Raw genomic sequence first — 17,817 nt, 5'->3', positions numbered from 1 at the left:
TGAACGAGTGAAATCGTAATGAGTCCGGAAATGTAAAAGGAGGGCTGTTCGATATGAGGCTTTCCCTGACGGGCGCCAACCCCGCCGAGTGGCTCGCGCTGCGGGCCGGCCTCGTTCCCACCGCAGCGGCCGAGGCCTGGGGCGGGACGGCCCTGTCGGGAATCCTCGTCGCCGCGGTGCGTACCGGCATCACCGCCCGCCTGGCGCGGCAGCCGTCGACGCCCGAGGATCTCGCCGCCGACCTCGGTCTGGATCCGGTGCCGACCCGGCTCCTGCTCGACTGCCTGCGGTCGGGCGGCCATGTGACGTCGCGGGCCGGGCGTTACCGGCTCAGCCGCTCGTCGCGGCGCTGGCTGGACCCCGAGTCCACGCTGTCGGTCGCCCAGTTCGTGGCCGGCACCGCCGACTACTGGGACTGGTGGTCGAGGCTCGACGAGGTCACCCGCAGCGGACAACCCGTCAAGCACCACGAGGCCGCCGCCGGCGACCCGTACTGGCGGCGGTACGTCTGCGGGCAGCTGGAACTCGCCCGGCTCAGCGCCGACGAGGTGGCCAAAAAGCTTCGGCTGCCCAAGGATTCGCGATCCCTGTTGGATATCGGCGGCGGCCACGGCTGGTATTCGGCGCAGCTGTGCCGCCGCCATCCGGGGCTGACCGCGACGGTGCTCGACCTGCCGGGCAGCGCGGCGATAGGCCGCGAGATCATCGCCGGGGCCGGCATGGCCGGCCGGGTGGTGCACCGCGACGGGGACGCGACGACCGACGACCTGGGCAGCGGGTACGACGCGGTGCTGTGCTTCAACCTCCTCCACCACCTGACCGCCGACCAGACCGTCCGCCTCTTCGGCAGGATCCGCGAGGCGCTGGCGCCCGGCGGGCTGCTGGCCGTGATGGACGCGTTCGCCGAGCCGAGCCGCCGCGCGGCGGCCCAGGCGAACTTCCTGGGGCTGTTCGTCTACCTCAGCTCCGGGTCCCAGGTGCACACCCCGGCGCGGTTGCACGACTGGCTGCGCGAGGCCGGGTTCGGGTCGCCGCGGCGGATACCCATCCTGCGGATCCCGGGGCAGGCCCTGTACGTGGTCAGCCGGACCCCGGCTCCTCCGGGTCGCGGCTCGGAGAAAGGCAGCTCGAAGGGGTAGATGAACGGCAATGTGTTCAGCTGTGCGGGGTCGCTGAGCGGCTCCGCCGGTTGGTCGACGAAACATGTTGCAGCGCAGAGGAAGCCGAGGCTCCCGGGACGGCAACCCTCGACGAGAGCACGCACGCCGTTGGCCTCGTTGAGTGGCTTGGGTCCTAGCGGGCCAGAAGGCGTTGCTTCTGCAAGTCGAACTCCTCGTGGGTCAGCAGCCCCGAGTCGCGCAGCGCACCGAGTTTGCTCAACAGTTCGGTGAATTCGCGGATCTCGACGGCGATTCCCGGGCGGGATTCGCCCGGCGATGTGGGCGGCGGTGGCGTGGACGGCGGGCATTTTCCGGTGGTTGCCCTGATGCGCTCACGCCCACCCGGGCTCAATGCGCCCGTCATTGCCCGGCCGGCCATGCTCGCCAGGACCATCTGGCCGAACATGCTGCTTCCCGGCATCGCGGCGAAGGCCTCCGGGGCGGCTTCGATGGCGGTGTCCGGCAGCGTCACTGCGGAAAGTCTCATCTCCGGCGCCGCCGCGGTCCAGCCCGACGGCACCGACAGCGCCCCGACGGAGGATGCCTGACCCAGGCTCGCTGCCGGGGCGGCCGGGCCCCCCAAGCCCGACTGGCTCAACTTGCTGATTATTCGATCCTCGAGGCCGGTAATCTTCTGGGTGTCGTCGGCAATTTTGTCCCCGTTGTCCAAGATCTCTTTGTCGCCTTGGGACGCCGACGACCACGCCCCCGACGCCGTGGTCAACTCGGCGGACGCGATACCCGTACTGGCCGGTTCCAAGAGGCTCGCTGGCGTTGTGATGCCGAGGGCCTGCAGGGGTCCCGTGATTCCGCTCAGCGGGCCTGCGAGGCCCAGGGTCTGCAGGATCCCGAGTCCTGCCGCCGGCGTGGAGGACACGGGCGAGGCGAGCCCCTGCAGTGCCGCGGGCACAGCGGAGGTGAACTGCGAAAGCAGCAGCTGTGTGTTGGCCGTGACCGACGTGGCGGTGGCCCGGGCGAGCGCCGCGGCTTGGGCGCCCAACCCGGCGGTGTTGATGCTCTGCGGCGGTGGGGTGAAAGGAGTCAGCGTCGCCGCCGACGCGGACACGCCCGCATAGCCGTACATCGCGGCGACGTCCTGGGCCCACATCTCGCCGTACTCGGCCTCGGTGGCCATGATCGCCGGCGTGTTCTGTCCGAAGATGTTGGTGGCGATCAACGCCATCAGCTGAGCTCGGTTGGCCGCGATCAGCGGCGGTGGCACCGTCGCCGCGAACGCCACCTCGTAGACGGCCGCGGCCGCCCTGGCCTGGGCAGCCGTTTGCTCGGCCTGCGCGGCGGTGGCACTCGTCCACGCCGCAAAGGGGCCGGCCGCGGCCGCCATCGAGGCCGACGCGGGGCCCAGCCAGGGGCCGGCGCTCAGGCCCGAGATCACCGACCCGTACGAGGCCGCCGCCGAACGCAGCTCGGCCGCCAGCCCGTCCCAGGCCGCCGCGGCGGCCATCATCGGCCCTGACCCCGGACCCGTGTACATCCGACCCGAGTTGACTTCCGGTGGAAATATCGCGAAATCCATTGCTGCGCAACCTCCTGGCTAAGGGCACTCGCGGTGGTGACCCCGGCCTCGGTAGGCGCAAGTGACCCGCGTGGCGGAGTCATCGAAGGTAATGATGCACCGAAAACTGCCTGGCAGAGCAAAAATCTTGCCGGAGAGAATCGGCTGCCGATGAGTTCTGCCGCATTCGCTCGTCCGCGCAACATTGGGGTGCAATACCGGTGCCGAGGAAAGTTGCAAACTTACGGCCAGTTAGCCATACCGGTTGACGGTGCTGACTGCTACGGTCAGGGCATTGAGCGATCGCATGGCCCCAGGAGGATGCGATGGTCATCGTGGTGTTTCGATCACGGCTGCGGCCGGACGCGGATCTGACGGCCTTGGAGGCGCTCGGTGCCCGCATGTACGAACTGGGCTCCGCGATGCCCGGTTTCGTCAGTTACAAGGACTTCGCCGCCGAGGACGGCGAGACGCTGACGCTGGTCGAATTCGAGACGGAGGAACAATTGCTCGCCTGGCGCAACCACCCGGAGCATCAGGAAGGCCAGGCCCGTGGCCGCGCCGAATTCTTCAGCGAGTACTCGATTACGGTGAGCGAGATGCACCGCGCCTATCACTTCACCCAGGCCGGCGGGCGCGTGCAGACCCTGGGCGGGGCGGCCGTCGTCTAGCTCGGTGGCAAGGCGACGTTGACACCGCGGGACGCCGACGAATCGTGGAGTTCGAGTGTGCCTCCGTTGGGTGTACTCGTGGGCACGTCGAACGACAACGTCACCGGAACGCTGTCGCCCGGGCTGATGGCGACCGCCGTCGTTAGCGTGAAAAGGGAGGCCGTGCCGTCGACGTCGTAGACGATGCCGTCGACCCTGAACCGCTGCTCGGCCGCGAAGAACACGGCTGGTTGCGCATCGGTGTTGGTGACGGTCACGTGGGCGTTGACGAATATGCCCTTGGCGGTTGCCTGCATGAACGGGACGACGGGGTTGCCCGTTGTCTTGGATCGATCGAATGAGCTGACCACGAAGCGAAGCCGGCCGTCTGCGGCCGGCTGTCCAATTACGGCCGGCACGCCGGTGGGTGGCCCCGGTGCGACAGTCGTTGGGGGAGAGAAGAGTTCAGGGAAGGGCAGCGGCGGTATAAGCCGGCTCGGATCAAATGGCGCAGGCGCTGGCGCGCCATGGCGTGGCGAGACAGGTGGGGGCTTGGCGCCGATGATCGCCGGCGCGGATGTCGGCGCCGACGAGCGGTGGCTCGGTTCAGTATGGGTGACGAGAGCCGCGAAAAGTATCACCGCGGCGGCGGCGGTGCAGCCGGCGATTATCCATGTTCGGGGCCTTCCCGCCGTCGACGATAGCGTAGCGCTGTTCTCCTCCAACGACATTGGCGACTTCTGGCCGAACACACCCCATTGCTCATCACCGTGAAGCAGCGCGGCGTGTTGGTCTTCGGCACGCGCGGCGATCGCGGCCGTCTCCAGCCGGCGGCGGTGCACGGACCGCACGACCAGCACGACCGGCGCCGCGACGATCGCGACGCTAAGCGAAACGGCCAGAACCACTTTCAACCCTGCAGCGATCGCGGTCACGGCGATCAACAACGTTCCGAACGTGGTGAGCGCAGGATGAGCGGAAACGAAGCCGCGCACGTTCGACGCTTTTGGTCGAACACGCTGCAGGGCCCCGCTGTCGAAAGCGTTCGCTGTCGCCCAGGGGATCTCATGTGCGGCCCAGTCGGCACCGTCCCAATACCGCATCCCCGGCGCACCTGAGGGGTCCGGGTACCAACCCGCCGGGATCGGCCGTGTCATATCACCCGGATGTTACGCCGAAAGCGGATTCAACGGAGTCCGGATGTTCTTGAATAGACCGTTTGCTGCTGCGCCTTGAGCGAAACCGCCTTGAGTGCTGGGAGCGTGCAGTGTCGGGATCGCGCTAATTCAGCCGTTCCGCGCTTTTTGGCACGGCAGTCACTTTCCCGTCGGCGTTCCGCATGAACAATCGCGTGCATACCCAGGTGGTTCGGACGACACGGCAACAGCTCAATAAGTGGACATCATTGGACAGCACACGCGAAGGCGCTCGAGACTACGATGCATGCCATGGTGAGGCGGCACGAGACAGTCGAAATTCCGATTGAAGACGTTCAAGTCGGTTTCATGCTGTTGATCCCTCGCTCTACCCCCGGCGCCGGTGGGCCGCCGCAGGTATTTCGAGTCGACCGAACGAAGGTCAAAGACGACGGCGAAGCCGGCGAGCCGCGGATGAAGCTCACAATGGATCTTTCCGACGGCAAGCCGTGGGTGAAGGAATATTTTTTCGGAACGACCGTCCGCCGGATCGTCCGGACCTACGACGACGGCCGCTAATTCGGGGACGACTGCCGGCTTCGGCGTCGAAGACGAGTCGAGTCTTGCGGGCATCCCGGCAGGCTAGTCGTCGAGCATCCACCAGCGGGCGGCGAGCTTTCCGCAATATTTGGAAGTTGGTCCAGAATCGTTCATGGGCCTGGTTGCAGAGCGGTCGCTAGTTTGCCGAAGTACATATCGACGACGTTCTCCTACTCGCGGGGAGGGGGGACAATCCGCCTCGGATGCGCTTAAATTCACAGGGTGAGCGGAATGGCGGACAGCCGGTCGGATTTCGCCGTTGTCGGCGCCGGGCTGTCCGGCCTTCGCGCCGCCGTAACGCTCGTCGCCGCCGGCGCGACTGTGACGGTTTTCGAAGCGCGGGACCGGGTCGGCGGGCGAGTTCTCTCCGCGCCCCCGGGCAAGGACCATGGGGCGGCGCCGCTGGTGCTCGACCTCGGCGCGCAGTGGGTCGGGCCCGGCCAGACCGAGGTGCTCCGGCTCGTTGAGGAGTTGGGGCTCCACCTCGTCCCGACCGACGCGCAAGGACGCGCGATCTGGGCTATCGAGGGTCACATCAGAGAAGGCGGGGCCGCGCGTCCTCCGATGCCGCGGCACGCCCTGGCCGAGGTGTTTGCAAACGGGGCGCGAGTGGCGTGGATGTCCAAGCGCGTGCCGCTGGATCAGCCCTGGCGTGCGTCGAAGGCGCGGCAATGGGACCGAGTCACGGCCGAGGATTGGATAAGCCGGCATCTGCGCAGCCCGCTGGGGCGTGAATTTGCCCGAATGAACATCAGGGGGAATTTGGCGGTCGAGCCCACCGAGTTGTCGGTGCTCGGCGTCTTGTTCGACCTTCGGTCGGTCGGGGCGGCGCGGCAGCTTGCCACCGCAGAGGCATTCCGACTGCTCGAGGGGACGCATGAGTTGGCCCGGCGACTTGCCGGGCGGGTCGGCGACCGGATTCGGTTCGCCGATCCGGTGCGGTCCATCGCTCAAGATTCGGACGGCGTGACCGTACATTCGGATACCAACACGTTGCGCTGCCGCCGGGTGGCCGTGTGCGTGCCGCCGCCGCCGGCCAGCCGAATTGCTTATACGCCAAGCCTTCCCGAGGACCGGGCTTGCCTGCTGCGCAGCCTTCGAATGGGCGGTGTGGTGAAGTTCCACGCCGTCTATCAGCGGCCGTTCTGGCGGGAGCGGGGTCTGAGCGGTCAGGCGTGGACCGCCGAGGGTGTCGTTGGACTGACCTATGACAACTCACCGGACGACGGGACCGGGCGCGGCGTGCTGGTGGGCCTGGTGGTCGCGGATGAGGCTCGCCGGCTTGGCGCTATGGATGCCCACGGGCAAGAGTGCAAAATTCTGGAATCACTGGGCCATCTCTTCGGCCGGAATGCTGCCGTACCGGACAGGCTCGTGGTCCAGGACTGGGGCGCGGAGGAGTGGACGGGCGGTGCCTACGCAGCCCACTTTCCCCTAGGCGCGTGGACAACCTACGGAAGCGCGTTTCGCGCACCGTGCGCACGCGTTCACTGGGGCGGAACAGAAACGTCAAGTGAATGGCACGGCTATATGGAGGGGGCGTTGCGGTCGGGGGCCCGGGTTTCAAGGGAAATGCTGGAAGCCGATGCGATCAAGGAAGGCTGCGGTCGATGACCACGAGCGTGCATCAAGCCGAAAAGTTGGAAATCCATGTGCGGGAGGCGCTTGACGACCTCTGCAAGAGATTCAGCGAAAACGCTATCGGCGGTGGGTGGCACCCCAGGCCGGGAGAGTATCACCGGACGAGGGACCTTAAAACCATCCGCGAGGACGGCCATAGGACATTGATTCACCAGTTGCGGGACTGGTCCGACTCATCGACGCCAGTCGAAGCACTCACATGCCTGTGGTTGAGGACATGGGCACTCTGGGACGAGTCACTCGCCTATCACACTCTTCGTGTGGTTCAAAAGGTTGCAGAGGACTTCGTCGACTCTCACGAATCGGCCGACGAATGGCAACGCAGGGCGATGCTGGCGATGCGCGATGCCATGAGTCTGATCAACATGGATGCGGACGTCTTTAAGCAGATCAACCTGTCGAGCGCCGAGGGGCTCAAACAAGCGGCGACCAAGGCTGTCGAGAGCACGGCCACCATCGAGTCCGCACTGAATGACCTCGGCTCCCCAAGCTTGGCAGATAGCGACAGGACCAAGCGCCTAAAAGAGGACCTAGATCACATAGCCGGTACCGCGCATCAGAACCATGTTTTCTATAAGGCGCTCGCTTGCGCGGCCGAGGCTTTGATCGAATTTGAGCGCTGGCTGGCGGTCGCTCCGCGTCACGGCTCGGCGGATGGCCGCCCGGGTCCGGCCTCGTCGAACTTGCCCTCGTCGCCGGGGCGACGAGAATTGCTAAACAGCGTCAACGACGCCATCGGCGCCTTCCGCAGCGCTCGGCGCTCGCTCGGAGATTTGATCCTCGAGCGCAGCGAGCCGTGGGAGCAGCTGCTGACGGAGATCCTGGAGATCATCGAGTCCGAAAGTGCTGATGTCTTTGTTCCAAGGCGTGTGCAAATCCGATATTGCTACCCGTTCGCGGTCGGACGCGAGCTGGGTCCAGATGACGAGATCTCGCGCCGGCCGGAACAGCTGGTAAAGAACGACTTCGACAAAGCGCTGAAGTGTCTGGGCATTTCCGCCAAGGAACCCGAACCGCTCACCGCGACCGAGTTCTTCACCCGGGGCCCGGGGCACTACGGGGGCGTACGGGTGGAACTTCAGAGCATTAGCTTCCGCAATTTCCGGGATCCCCACCTGGCTGGTGTGGACGGTGGCTTCGATCTGCAGGACTGCCGGGTGTGGCTTGATTTGAGTGAAATCGGAAACCATTGCCTGTGCATTGAGCCCGCCCCGCTGTCGGCCCCCCTTCCGCATCTGGTCTACCGCGCGGTGCGGGCAGGCTCGCCTTTCAGCTTGGGCGAGACGGTCGTCCTACGACGGCGTGGCAGCGGCACCGAGCCGTCATCGGAGGACGCCGACGCGGCATGGGACGACCTGCACTTGTTCAGCCAGGATGTCATTGCGGCCTTGGCGTATTGGTACTTGGACCCGAGTAATCACGGAGCCGGCGACGGGCGGGCGAAGCGACATTCCCGAGAAAGCGCCAAGACTTCGCCGCCGGACGCGGATCCAAGCGGTACTGATTCTGACCCGCGGACCCGCCAATTCGAGCGCGGGCATCTCCACGAGGTGGTCGTCGTCCGGACCGACAAGCCGCTGGGTCGCGAACCGGAGAAGATCGCACACGTCTTGGACGGCGCTGTCGGCGGCAAGATCCTGCTCAGGTCGATCCAGCGTGGTGCGACCACCCTCGAGGAATGGGTCCGATACCCACCACTGCCCAAAAAATCAGCTCAAGATCTCAAGCTGCCGATCGAGGGCATACCCGAGATGGGCCTTGCCGGTGACTGGTGCGCTCATACCGGAGAAACGACGGTATTCGGGATCGTTGCGGCCCCCTCCTGGCAAAGCGACGCGTGGGTCGAGGCGGCCCAATTCGTTAGTTCGTGGACCCCTTTACTGAGGCTGTGGAACAAGCGGCTGCAGTACGCCGTAGAAGAGGATCCTCTTGCGCCTGATCATTCCAAGGGAAAGCGCGCTCAAGCGGTGGGAAAGCACATCAATATGACAAAGGTGCGCACCGATATAACAAATACCGCAGATACGCTGCGCCAAATTGAGCGAAGGGTACGCCTTCATCTGATGCAGATCAGGGCGGAAGACCTGTGCGCGACGATGGCCCATCGGCGGTTTCTCGATCAGCTTCTGGAGATGGGCGGTCTGAACAGGCTGCAGAGCGAGCTCGATGCCCAGCTTGAAGCTGCTGAACGCCTGACGGATTGGCTCGAAGAACGAATTCGTCGAAACGCGGATGACAGGCGCCAATTTTTGTTGGGTGTCATCGCGGCTTTCACCTTGTTCGGAGTTGCCGCATTCCTGTCGTTGGCCAACGAAACACATATGCACCAAAGCCTCGGCTTCATTGAGCTTCACGAGGGAGTATGGGAGGACTGGCTGGTGCTGGGCCTGTTCCTCGTTTTCGCAGGCTACATTTTCTTCTTCTTCGGTGGGCCCGACTGGGTGAGACGTACCTACAGGCGACTTCGAAAATCCCGGACGCTCGCGGAGGACGGCAGCATCAATGGCGACTGATGGAATACGGGTTTGCGATATGCGTTCTAAGGCTAGCGCCACCCTCATTGATGAGGTCTATCACGAAATCCTCGAACCATCGTTCGGGCCGGACGAACTCGACACGTTGGACACCCTCGTTGAAGGGCTGGCCGAAGGCTGGACGTGGGGACTGTGTGCGGTGGACGGCGAGACACCAGTCGGTTGCGTGCTGGGGTATCCCTACGTCGAGTCGCGCCTGCTGCTCATCGGCTACGTCACGGTGAAGCCCGCTCGTCGCGGCACGGGTATCGGTGGCCTGTTGCTGGCGGAGGCTGAGGAACGCTGGTACGGGCAGGTCGACGTGGTCGTCGCGGAGATCGAAGATCCGCGTCACCACCCCGTGGTCGGCGATATCGACCCGAAGCGACGCGTGACGTTCTACGCGCGGCGGGGGGCGAGGGTGATCGTCGGCCCGTACTTTCAGCCCAGGCTGGGGGGAGAGGGAAAGAAGCGGGTGTATCACCTTTTCTTGACCGTGTTGGGCGGCAGAGGTGAAGTGGGCCCCGAAAATGCCTTGGCGACAGGGCTTCTCAAGGACTTCATTCTCGACTACTTCAGGGACTCGGGAGAGGGCAGCGACTTTCCGCGGGCCGACGACGCGGAGGGTAATCGCCTGGTGGCCTGGTATTGCAGCCGAGACACCGTCCCACTGCATCCGATAGGCGACTACGAGCACATCGAGATCCCACAGTGACGGGTCGAATCCGCCACCTCGGTATGCGAGGTGTGGAGGGTTGCCAAACACCCTACACGGCACAATGTTTGGCTGCCGGAAAGTCATTCGAGAGGCAAGGTGGGCAGTGTTCGCACTCAGTCGCCGAAGTGTGATGGCCGGAGCGGCCGGGATCGGGCTCACTGCCGCATCGGGAACGTTGAGCGCCTGCGCACCACAAGACACTGTCGACAGGGCCGACGTGATCGTGGTCGGCGCCGGCCTGTCCGGGCTGTGCGCGGCGCGGGAGTTGGTCCGGCAGGGCAAAGGCACGTTGGTGTTGGAAGCTCGTGACCGTGTTGGCGGTCGGATGGTGCGCAAGTCCGTCGTGGACGGCGGTTGGATCGACCTCGGCGGGCAATGGGTCGGCCCGACGCAGGCCAACATCCTCGCGCTCGCCGACTCGCTGGGCATCAAGCGTTTCGACTCCTACGCAACCGGACGTACCGTCTTCGACTACGGGGGCGTGGCCTCCACGCTTGACGGCCCATTTCCGCCGACGAATGCCCCGCCCTCGCTGTCGGCCGCCGACCTCGCTGAAGCGAACCGGTTGTGGACGCAGTTCAAGACCTTGGCCAAGGCGACGAATGTCGAGCGCCCGTGGCTCACTACAAACGCGGCGGCCTTCGACTCGCAAACGGTGGCCAGTTGGCTCGCCACCGCGACCCGATCCGACTTCGCCCGCTTCTGTGTCAGCTATTGGGTGCTCAATCAAGAAGGCGCGGACCCGGGGGCGACATCCATGCTGTTCGCGCTCGCCTCGTATGCGGCCGGACCCGACGAAGATGAACCCGAGCAATGGCTTTTCGAAGGAGGGGCAGGTCAAGTCGCAGAGCGCGTGGCCGACGAGCTCGGTGACCGAATACTGCTCGGGCAACCAGTCGTCCGGATCGAGCAGGACGCCAGCGGGGTGACCGTCACAACCAGCAATGGCGACTACCGAGCGGACTTCGTCGTGGTCGCAATTCCTCCCTGTTTGGCCGGAGCGATCGATTACCACCCGCCGTTGCCTGCACGTCGTAACCAATTCACGCAACGAGCCCCCATGGGGTCGGTGATCAAATACGCCGCGATTTATCCCACGGCCTGGTGGCGTGAGAAAGGGTTGAGCGGCACGACGGTAAGCGATCGCACCGTCCTCCTCACGGCCGACAGTTCGCCACCGAGCGGCAAACCGGGGATCCTGACCGGCTTCGTCATCGGGCCCGCTGCCATCCGCTTGGCCGATCAATCCGAGGACGCCCGAAAGCGCACAGTCATAACGGATTTGGTTGCTTACTTCGGCGACCCGGCAACCAATCCGGCCCAGTTCGTCGAGATGAACTGGCCCGGGGAGAAGTGGACCGGCGGTGCGTACAACGCGGTCCTCGGCCCCAACACACTCACCACCTATGGACCCGCCATGGCCGAACCCGTCGGACGGATCCACTGGGCCGGCAGCGAAATTTCGCCCCAATGGACCGGCTATTTCGAAGGTGCTGTACGTGCGGGGTACGTGGCCGCTCGCGCGGTGCTGGGAGCCAGTTAACTGGCTCGAGTCGACCGTTCAGAAATCGGCTGCATGCAGGCCCTATTGTCGATCGTCGGCATGTGATAAGCATTCGCCCATGTCGGAAAAAAGCGCCGAACCATGGGCCTCCTGGACACCCTGTGCCGACGACGAGGGCACCGAGGCGCTCACCCGACTGGCCGCCCGGCTACCGGCCTTCTTCGCCGACTCGACGCTGGTCAGCTGTCGATGGTCGGCGCTGTCCTTCTACTCCGATCACCGCCTCATGGAGCTGCAATTCTTCCGCGAACACGGCATGGCGCGGGCCTACGCGCTACACGGTCTCCATGACACCGAGTGGCTGAGCGGCGAGTCCAATTCCATTCATGAGGTCAACGAGGCCGAATCGCTCGAATTGACCGAATCGACGGTGGCGGATTACGTCCGATTTTTCTTCTACTTCCTTCGTGCCGATGACGGCGCATTCGTCCTGATCGAGTCCGCGGACGAAGTTCACGCCCCCGCCGATGTCGAGGAGCGGGACGAGGGCGGAGACGACACGCTGTCGCTGAAGGCCGCACGTGCCACCGCGCGCCCGTTGTCCGCGCGCGGCCTCGACGACACGGGGCGCTGGCTCCTCGACGCCGCCGTCACGTACGGCGGGCACCTGTTCACCTGCTCGTTAGCGGTCGAGTCGGACGGGGTCGTCGAGATGATGGACGACGAGCCGATCGGTGCGCTCGGCGGTCTGCGGGTTCCGCAGGCTCCCTCTCTCGAGCTGGAGGCGGACGGCGTGCCTCCATCCGAAGAGGTGCGGGTCGATGCGCCAGGAGGCCGCGGAGCGGGTGACGGACTGCCCCGTGACCGGCAGGTCACGGAAGCCGTCGTCACCGTCCTGCTCGAGGACGCGATCCGCGAGCTGAATAACGACACCAGGGCCGGCAATATCTTGTTGCGGCGCTTCAACCTCGAGACGCAAGCTGGTAAGCCGATCAAGCAGCTGACCCATCTCATCGAGTCCAACGCGATCGTGATCATCGAGTCGGACATCCCTTTCGTCGAGGACGTCGTCGCCCAACTCGTCGCTTCCTCCGAGACGACGGAGCGCGCCGCGCGGTGCAGCGCCATCAACGGTGACGATCTGCGCTGCGAGATCACGGTGAACGAATACACGAGGCTTTATCTGCTGTCGTTTCATGCCTATCGCGGATTGTTCGACGCGGAGCGCGCTGCCCACGATCTCGCTTTCAGCGAGGCGCCCGTGCTGATCGGATGCAACCAAGCGGGTGAGGTGCCAGAGCCCTTGCGGCGGATTGCAGACTGCACGGTCACATTCCCTCGCATCGACCGGCGGCGCTTCGCGCGCATCTTTGAAGGCGTGTTCGATTGCAAGCCCGCCCCGGGATGGGAAGCGGGGGGCGCCGACTGGACGCAATTCCTGGTGCCCGGCGACTTCCACCTGGCGCGGCGGCTCGCGCTTGGCCCCGGCGACGCCCTGACGGTGCTCAAGGATCGGGTCGAAGCCCGACTGGTTCAGCTGACTCCGGACGACGACGTGACAATGGCCGACCTTCACGGCATGGGCGAGGCGCGGCAGATCGCCGAGGACCTGATCGGCGACATCCGGGCAGCGGAGGCGGGCCGGATCCCCTGGTCGGCGGTCGACAAAGGCCTCCTGCTCACCGGGGCGCCCGGAACCGGCAAGACCACGCTGGCCAAGGCGATCGCCAAAGAATGCGGCATCAAATTCGTGATCGCCAGCGCGGCGGCGTGGCAGTCGGCGGGAGCCCTCGACGTCCACCTGCGGGCGATGCGCACCTGCTTCGCCGAAGCGCGCCGCTACGCCCCCGCGATCCTGTTCATCGACGAACTCGACAGCATCGGCAGTCGGGAAAGGCTCGAGGGAAGCGCTGAACAGTATCAGACCGAGGTCATCAACGCGCTGCTCGAAGAAATTCAGGGTATCGAGTCGACGGGCTCGGTGATCGTGATCGGCGCGACCAACTATCTCGAGAAAGTCGACCCCGCCCTTCGCCGCGCCGGGCGATTGGACCAGGTCGTCGAGATTCCACTGCCCAACATCAAAAGCCTGGCGAGCATCTTCGATCACTACCTCTCGCGCTACCAGAAGAGCGGGGGAGAGCTCGGCGTCGACATCGACACAAAGGCGCTTGCTGACCTCGCTTTCGGTTGCACCGGCGCGGACGTCGAGTTTTTTGTTCGCGGCGCCGCGCGTCGCGCGCGCCGCGAGAACCGACCGGTTGCCCAGAACGATCTCGTGGCGGAAGTCACCCGACGGCCCCGCCGGCCTGAGAACGCACCGCAACTGGCGGCCGCCGAAAGGCACCGGATCGCGGTGCACGAGGCCGGTCACACGGTGGCGCGGCTGATCAGTTCGACCCGAGGGGAGGACCTCACCTTCGTGAGCATCATCCCGAGGCTTGACGGTTCACTGGGATTCACCGCCGCCGTGCCCGACAACACTCGTGTGATGACCCGTCGGACCATGCTCGAAGAGCTCGAGACCGTGTTGGCAGGCCGCGCCTCTGAGGAATTGGCTTTCGGCGCAGACGACATCGGGGCGGGCGCAGGCGGGATGAGCAGCGGTTGCGATTTGGCGGTGGCCACCCGCTTCGCGACGCTCATCGTGTGTCAGTCCGGATTCGGCGGCGATGGATTCCTGCGATGGACGACCGTCCCTACCCCAACCCAGGAGGGGAAGATCGATGACGTCATCCGCAGTGCCTACGAGAGCATCCTTGGCCGCCTGCAGGGCTGCCGGCCCTTGCTCAACAGGGTCGTGGCAGCGCTTGAAGAGAAGCAGGAATTGACCGGGAACGAACTGCGTCGACTGGCCAAGTCGATCGGCAACGGCGCCGCGCCGACCGGGTGAGTCAACCTGGGCTCACGACGAATCCGCATCACCGGAACCGGGCGCGGTAAGCGTCCCAATCCCAGCTCGACAGGAAATCGTGCGCTGCCGCATAGCCTTTCATGTATGCCGCTTCGATTTCGTCCGGCGAGATCCCGAAGTCGATCACGCTCAGACCGGGCGATTCGATCTGGATGGTCCGCGCGCTGACCCACGGCTGGTCGAGGTAGGCCTGATCGCGGCCGAACAGCATCGTGCTCACCACGCGTTCCAGCAGAGGAGGCGCACCGACGCGCAACGCCGCCAGCGCGCGGGCCAGCACGTCGCGCGCTGCGGGCGGGCTGGGCATGACGGTCACACCGAAGGTGGGCCAACGTGGCTTACTCCCGTCGCCGCGGTCGAGGGAGTCGATCGGGAAATTCGACAGCAGTCCGCCATCCACCAGCGTCGAGGTCAGCCGGTCAGCGCTTGTCAACGAGACCGGTCGAAAGAAGAACGGAATCGACATCGACGCGCGCACGGCATCGGCGACCGACTGTTCGTCAGGGTCACGGCCGTAGATCCGTTGGTAGTCCCAGGGCAGGCGCACCAGCTCACCCCGCGTCAGATCCGAGACGGTGACCACGAGCTTGTACCGCCGCTCCTCGGGCAAGCTCGTGTCGCCGTTGGCGAGGTCGCCAAAGGTGTTGACGCCCAAGTTCTTCAGTTCGCTGCGTACCCAACTGTGCGCGTAGTCGCCGCGATAGATGCCGTTGCCCCGCACGATCGCCACCGCCGGCCCGACAAGGGGGACGCGTTCGATGCTGCCGGAGTCGAGAAACTTACGGTAATTCAGACTCAGAGCGATCTCCTTGACCTGCGCTCCCGTCATGCGCTCATGCTTGGAGGCGGCCGCCACCACCGCGCCGACGATCGAGCCGGCCGAAGTGCCCGACACCCGCTGGATGTCATACCCGGCGTCCATCAGCGCCGCGACCGCACCCACCAGGCCCACACCCTTGACGCCGCCACCCGAAAGAACAAGGTCGGCGCGTCTTCTCGCCGCCGGAACCACACGCACCTCCGTTCATTCGACCGTCCAATTGTTTCAGCTTGCCTCGAATTTTGGTCTACTTGGTTTCCGCGGATCACCGTGTCCGCGGACCATTGAGCAATCCGTCGTGCTGTTCGGAGCGAGAAGGCCCGTGGGAGGTTCGCCGACCGATGTCGTGGTTCAAGGCGATGTGGAGTCAGCCGGACCAATATGACTGGGTGACCTCCTTTCTGCGGCAGCGCGGAATGCTGCCCGCGGCGCGCCTGATCATGGTGGTGGTCGCCGGGTCGGCCGTTGTGCTGGCGCTGATCGAGTTGTCCAACCAGATTCACCCGCTGACGACCGCGGGTTGGGTCAACGCCGCCACCGCCGTGTACGCCTTCGGCATGGTGATGGTGTGGCTGGCACGATGGCCGACGCGGCGTCAGTCGCAGGTCGTCCTGGTGGCGGGCGTGCTCTGCATCGGCGGTTGGGTGGTGGCCGAACCCAACCCGTCCTTCGCCGCGCTGGCGTGCACGGCGACCTCCGTGACCGCCGGCTACAGTGCGGTCTTTCACGGCGTACGGCTGCTGCTGTTGCACTCGGTGGTGGCCGTCGCGATCTCGGCCGTGGCGGTGCTGCGGCTGTCGCATCAGACCGATCTCCCGGTGGCTTCGGCCTTTTGGCTGATCAATTTCGTCATGGTGTCGGTTTCGCTGGGATTCTGGGGTATGTCGCGGGGCATCCAGATGTACGCGGATCGCTCCGATCAGGATGCGCTGACCGGTCTTTTGAACCGGCGCGCTCTGGTGGACGCGATCCGAAACCGCCTCGCCAATCCTCGGCTGCCCCGGACCCATTTGGCGGTCCTCATGGTCGACCTCGACAATTTCAAACGTCTCAACGACACGCTGGGTCATCTCGCCGGAGACGACGCGCTGCGGGCGGAGGCCCGGTTGCTGCGCGAGCACGCGCCCGATGACGCCGTCATTTGCCGCGCCGGCGGTGAGGAGTTCCTGGTCGCGGTGACCACGGTGTCCGTAGATCTGCGCGCCCTGGCGGTCCGGATCTGCACCGCGATCGCCGGTCTTTCGCCGCAGATCACGGCCAGCGTGGGCACCGCCAGCGCCGAACTGCACTCGCTCACCGAGGCCGGCGTGGCATCGCTGGTCGAGCGACTGATCGGCATCGCCGACGCGGCGATGTATGCGGCCAAACGCAGCGGCGGAAACCAGGTCCAGCACGCCTGAGTGCGTCCGTGAAACCGCTACGGCGCCAACGGGACTATGCGGCGGACCTCTCGAGGATGTGTACGCCGCAGGCCGATCCCAGACCGATGACGTGGGCCAGCCCCACCTTCGCGTTCTCGATCTGCCGGTCGCCGGCCTCACCGCGCAGGTGGTGGCAGACCTCCCAGATGTTGGCGATGCCGGTGGCCGCGATGGGGTGACCCTTGGACTGCAGCCCGCCCGACACGTTCACCGGTGTCGAGCCGTCGCGCCAGGGTGCGCCGGAGTTGAAGAAGTCGGGGGCGCCGCCCTCCTCGCACAGCATCAGGTTGTCGTAATGAACCAGCTCGGCGGTGGCGAAGCAGTCGTGCAGCTCGACCAGGTCGAGATCGCCGGGGCCGACGCCCGCCTGCTCGTAGGCGGTGCGAGCGGCGTTGCGGGTCAGGGTGTTGACGTTCGGCAGGACCTGGCAGCCGGCCTCGTAGGGGTCGGTGGTCAGCACCGACGCCGACACCTTCACCGCGCGCCGACGCTGTTCGGCCGAAAGCGACTTGAGCGTCTCGCCGTTGCAGACGACCGCGGCCGCGGCACCGTCACAGTTGGCCGAGCACATCGGCCGGGTGTTCGGGTAGGCGATCATCACGTCGTTCATGATCTGCTCGAGTGTGAACCGCTTCTGGTACGCGGCAAGCGGATTCAGCGTCGAATGGGCATGGTTCTTCTCGCTGATCTTGGCGAACAGCTCGAAGCTGGTGCCGCCGTACTTGTGCCCGTACTCGGTACCGATCTGGGCGAACACGCCGGGCATGGCTTCGGTGCCGATCCGTCCGTCGATCGGCGCGATGGCGCCGTAACGCCCTCTCGGCGCCCACACGTCGGCGTCGTCCTTCTTGGCACCGCCGGCGCCGAGCAGCCCGGCGCCGGAGAGCTTCTCGACGCCGACGGCCATGCCGTACCTCACCTCGCCGGCCTTCACGGCCATGATGGCGGTGCGCAGCGCGGTCGCCCCGGTGGCGCAGGCGTTGGCCACGTTGTAGACCGGGATGCCGGTCTGGCCGATCTGCTTCTGCAGCTGCTGGCCGATCCCGGCGTTGGCGGCCATCAGGTTCCCGGCCGCCAGGACGCCGATGTCGGCCATGGTGACCCCGGCGTCGGCCAGCGCGGCGGTCGCGGCCTCGGCCGCGAGGTCGACGGTGTCCTTGTCCGGGTGCTTGCCGAACTTGGTCATCCGGATGCCGAGGATCCAGATCTCGTCGCTGGCGCTCATCG

13 protein-coding genes and 2 pseudogenes are annotated in these 17,817 nt (G+C 65.5%); 10 read left to right on the top strand and 5 right to left on the bottom strand.

Annotation, left to right across the window (positions count from 1 at the left end):
• The first annotated feature begins 53 nt into the window (after positions 1–53).
• Positions 54–1,139 (top strand): SAM-dependent methyltransferase, encoded by a 1,086-nt coding sequence (locus G6N48_RS12475; RefSeq protein ID WP_085267873.1) that lies wholly within the window; start codon positions 54–56, stop codon positions 1,137–1,139.
• Between the two features lie 154 nt (positions 1,140–1,293).
• Here the strand turns inward: G6N48_RS12475 and G6N48_RS28655 are convergent, their stop codons facing one another.
• Entirely contained in the window at positions 1,294–2,694 is a 1,401-nt protein-coding gene (locus tag G6N48_RS28655) for a PPE family protein, SVP subgroup (protein WP_085267874.1), read from the bottom strand.
• A gap of 305 nt (positions 2,695–2,999) precedes the next feature.
• Here G6N48_RS28655 and G6N48_RS12465 point away from each other — a divergent pair, with 305 nt between their 5' ends.
• Positions 3,000–3,344 (top strand): antibiotic biosynthesis monooxygenase family protein, encoded by a 345-nt coding sequence (locus tag G6N48_RS12465; RefSeq protein WP_085267875.1) that lies wholly within the window; start codon positions 3,000–3,002, stop codon positions 3,342–3,344.
• On the opposite strand, the pseudogene G6N48_RS28225 reads toward G6N48_RS12465, so the two are convergent.
• A pseudogene (locus tag G6N48_RS28225) lies at positions 3,341–3,718 on the bottom strand (DUF4352 domain-containing protein); the annotation flags it as partial. The gene G6N48_RS12465 and the pseudogene G6N48_RS28225 overlap by 4 nt on opposite strands.
• 157 nt (positions 3,719–3,875) lie before the next feature.
• Here G6N48_RS28225 and G6N48_RS28220 point away from each other — a divergent pair.
• Positions 3,876–4,097: a hypothetical protein gene (locus G6N48_RS28220; protein ID WP_211282025.1), complete on the top strand. Its 222-nt coding sequence runs from the start codon at positions 3,876–3,878 to the stop codon at positions 4,095–4,097.
• A 271-nt stretch (positions 4,098–4,368) separates the two neighbouring features.
• On the opposite strand, the pseudogene G6N48_RS28215 reads toward G6N48_RS28220, so the two are convergent.
• A pseudogene (locus G6N48_RS28215) lies at positions 4,369–4,492 on the bottom strand (DUF2510 domain-containing protein); the annotation flags it as partial.
• A 279-nt stretch (positions 4,493–4,771) separates the two neighbouring features.
• Here G6N48_RS28215 and G6N48_RS12455 point away from each other — a divergent pair.
• The 6 genes from G6N48_RS12455 to G6N48_RS12430 all read left to right on the top strand — a co-directional run bounded on the left by G6N48_RS12455 (position 4,772) and on the right by G6N48_RS12430 (position 14,328).
• Positions 4,772–5,038, top strand: coding sequence for a hypothetical protein (locus G6N48_RS12455; protein WP_085267876.1), 267 nt, complete (start codon positions 4,772–4,774; stop codon positions 5,036–5,038).
• A 252-nt stretch (positions 5,039–5,290) separates the two neighbouring features.
• Complete coding sequence (locus G6N48_RS12450) at positions 5,291–6,673, top strand: flavin monoamine oxidase family protein (protein WP_085267877.1); 1,383 nt, start codon at positions 5,291–5,293, stop codon at positions 6,671–6,673.
• The gene (locus G6N48_RS12445; RefSeq protein ID WP_085267878.1) at positions 6,670–9,213 is read left to right on the top strand and encodes a hypothetical protein; all 2,544 of its coding nucleotides are present in this window, start codon (positions 6,670–6,672) and stop codon (positions 9,211–9,213) included. The genes G6N48_RS12450 and G6N48_RS12445 overlap by 4 nt, the downstream gene beginning before the upstream one ends.
• Positions 9,214–9,232: 19 nt before the next feature.
• The gene (locus G6N48_RS12440) at positions 9,233–9,928 is read left to right on the top strand and encodes a GNAT family N-acetyltransferase (RefSeq protein ID WP_161494177.1); all 696 of its coding nucleotides are present in this window, start codon (positions 9,233–9,235) and stop codon (positions 9,926–9,928) included.
• 106 nt (positions 9,929–10,034) lie between these two features.
• Positions 10,035–11,474, top strand: coding sequence for a flavin monoamine oxidase family protein (locus tag G6N48_RS12435; RefSeq protein WP_163670826.1), 1,440 nt, complete (start codon positions 10,035–10,037; stop codon positions 11,472–11,474).
• Positions 11,431–14,328: an AAA family ATPase gene (locus G6N48_RS12430; RefSeq protein ID WP_139825642.1), complete on the top strand. Its 2,898-nt coding sequence runs from the start codon at positions 11,431–11,433 to the stop codon at positions 14,326–14,328. The genes G6N48_RS12435 and G6N48_RS12430 overlap by 44 nt, the downstream gene beginning before the upstream one ends.
• 28 nt (positions 14,329–14,356) lie before the next feature.
• Here G6N48_RS12430 and G6N48_RS12425 read toward each other — a convergent pair whose 3' ends face one another.
• The gene (locus G6N48_RS12425) at positions 14,357–15,361 is read right to left on the bottom strand and encodes a patatin-like phospholipase family protein (RefSeq protein ID WP_085267882.1); all 1,005 of its coding nucleotides are present in this window, start codon (positions 15,359–15,361) and stop codon (positions 14,357–14,359) included.
• 149 nt (positions 15,362–15,510) lie between these two features.
• Between G6N48_RS12425 and G6N48_RS12420 the strand changes: the two genes are divergently transcribed.
• Entirely contained in the window at positions 15,511–16,569 is a 1,059-nt protein-coding gene (locus G6N48_RS12420) for a GGDEF domain-containing protein (RefSeq protein ID WP_085267883.1), read from the top strand.
• 34 nt (positions 16,570–16,603) lie between these two features.
• Here the strand turns inward: G6N48_RS12420 and G6N48_RS12415 are convergent, their stop codons facing one another.
• The gene (locus G6N48_RS12415) at positions 16,604–17,815 is read right to left on the bottom strand and encodes a thiolase family protein (protein ID WP_085267884.1); all 1,212 of its coding nucleotides are present in this window, start codon (positions 17,813–17,815) and stop codon (positions 16,604–16,606) included.
• Positions 17,816–17,817: the final 2 nt, after the last annotated feature.

This window comes from Mycobacterium parmense (genome assembly GCF_010730575.1).
Taxonomy (GTDB): Bacteria; Actinomycetota; Actinomycetes; order Mycobacteriales; family Mycobacteriaceae; genus Mycobacterium; species Mycobacterium parmense.
This window is presented reverse-complemented; position numbering and strand designations above follow the sequence as displayed.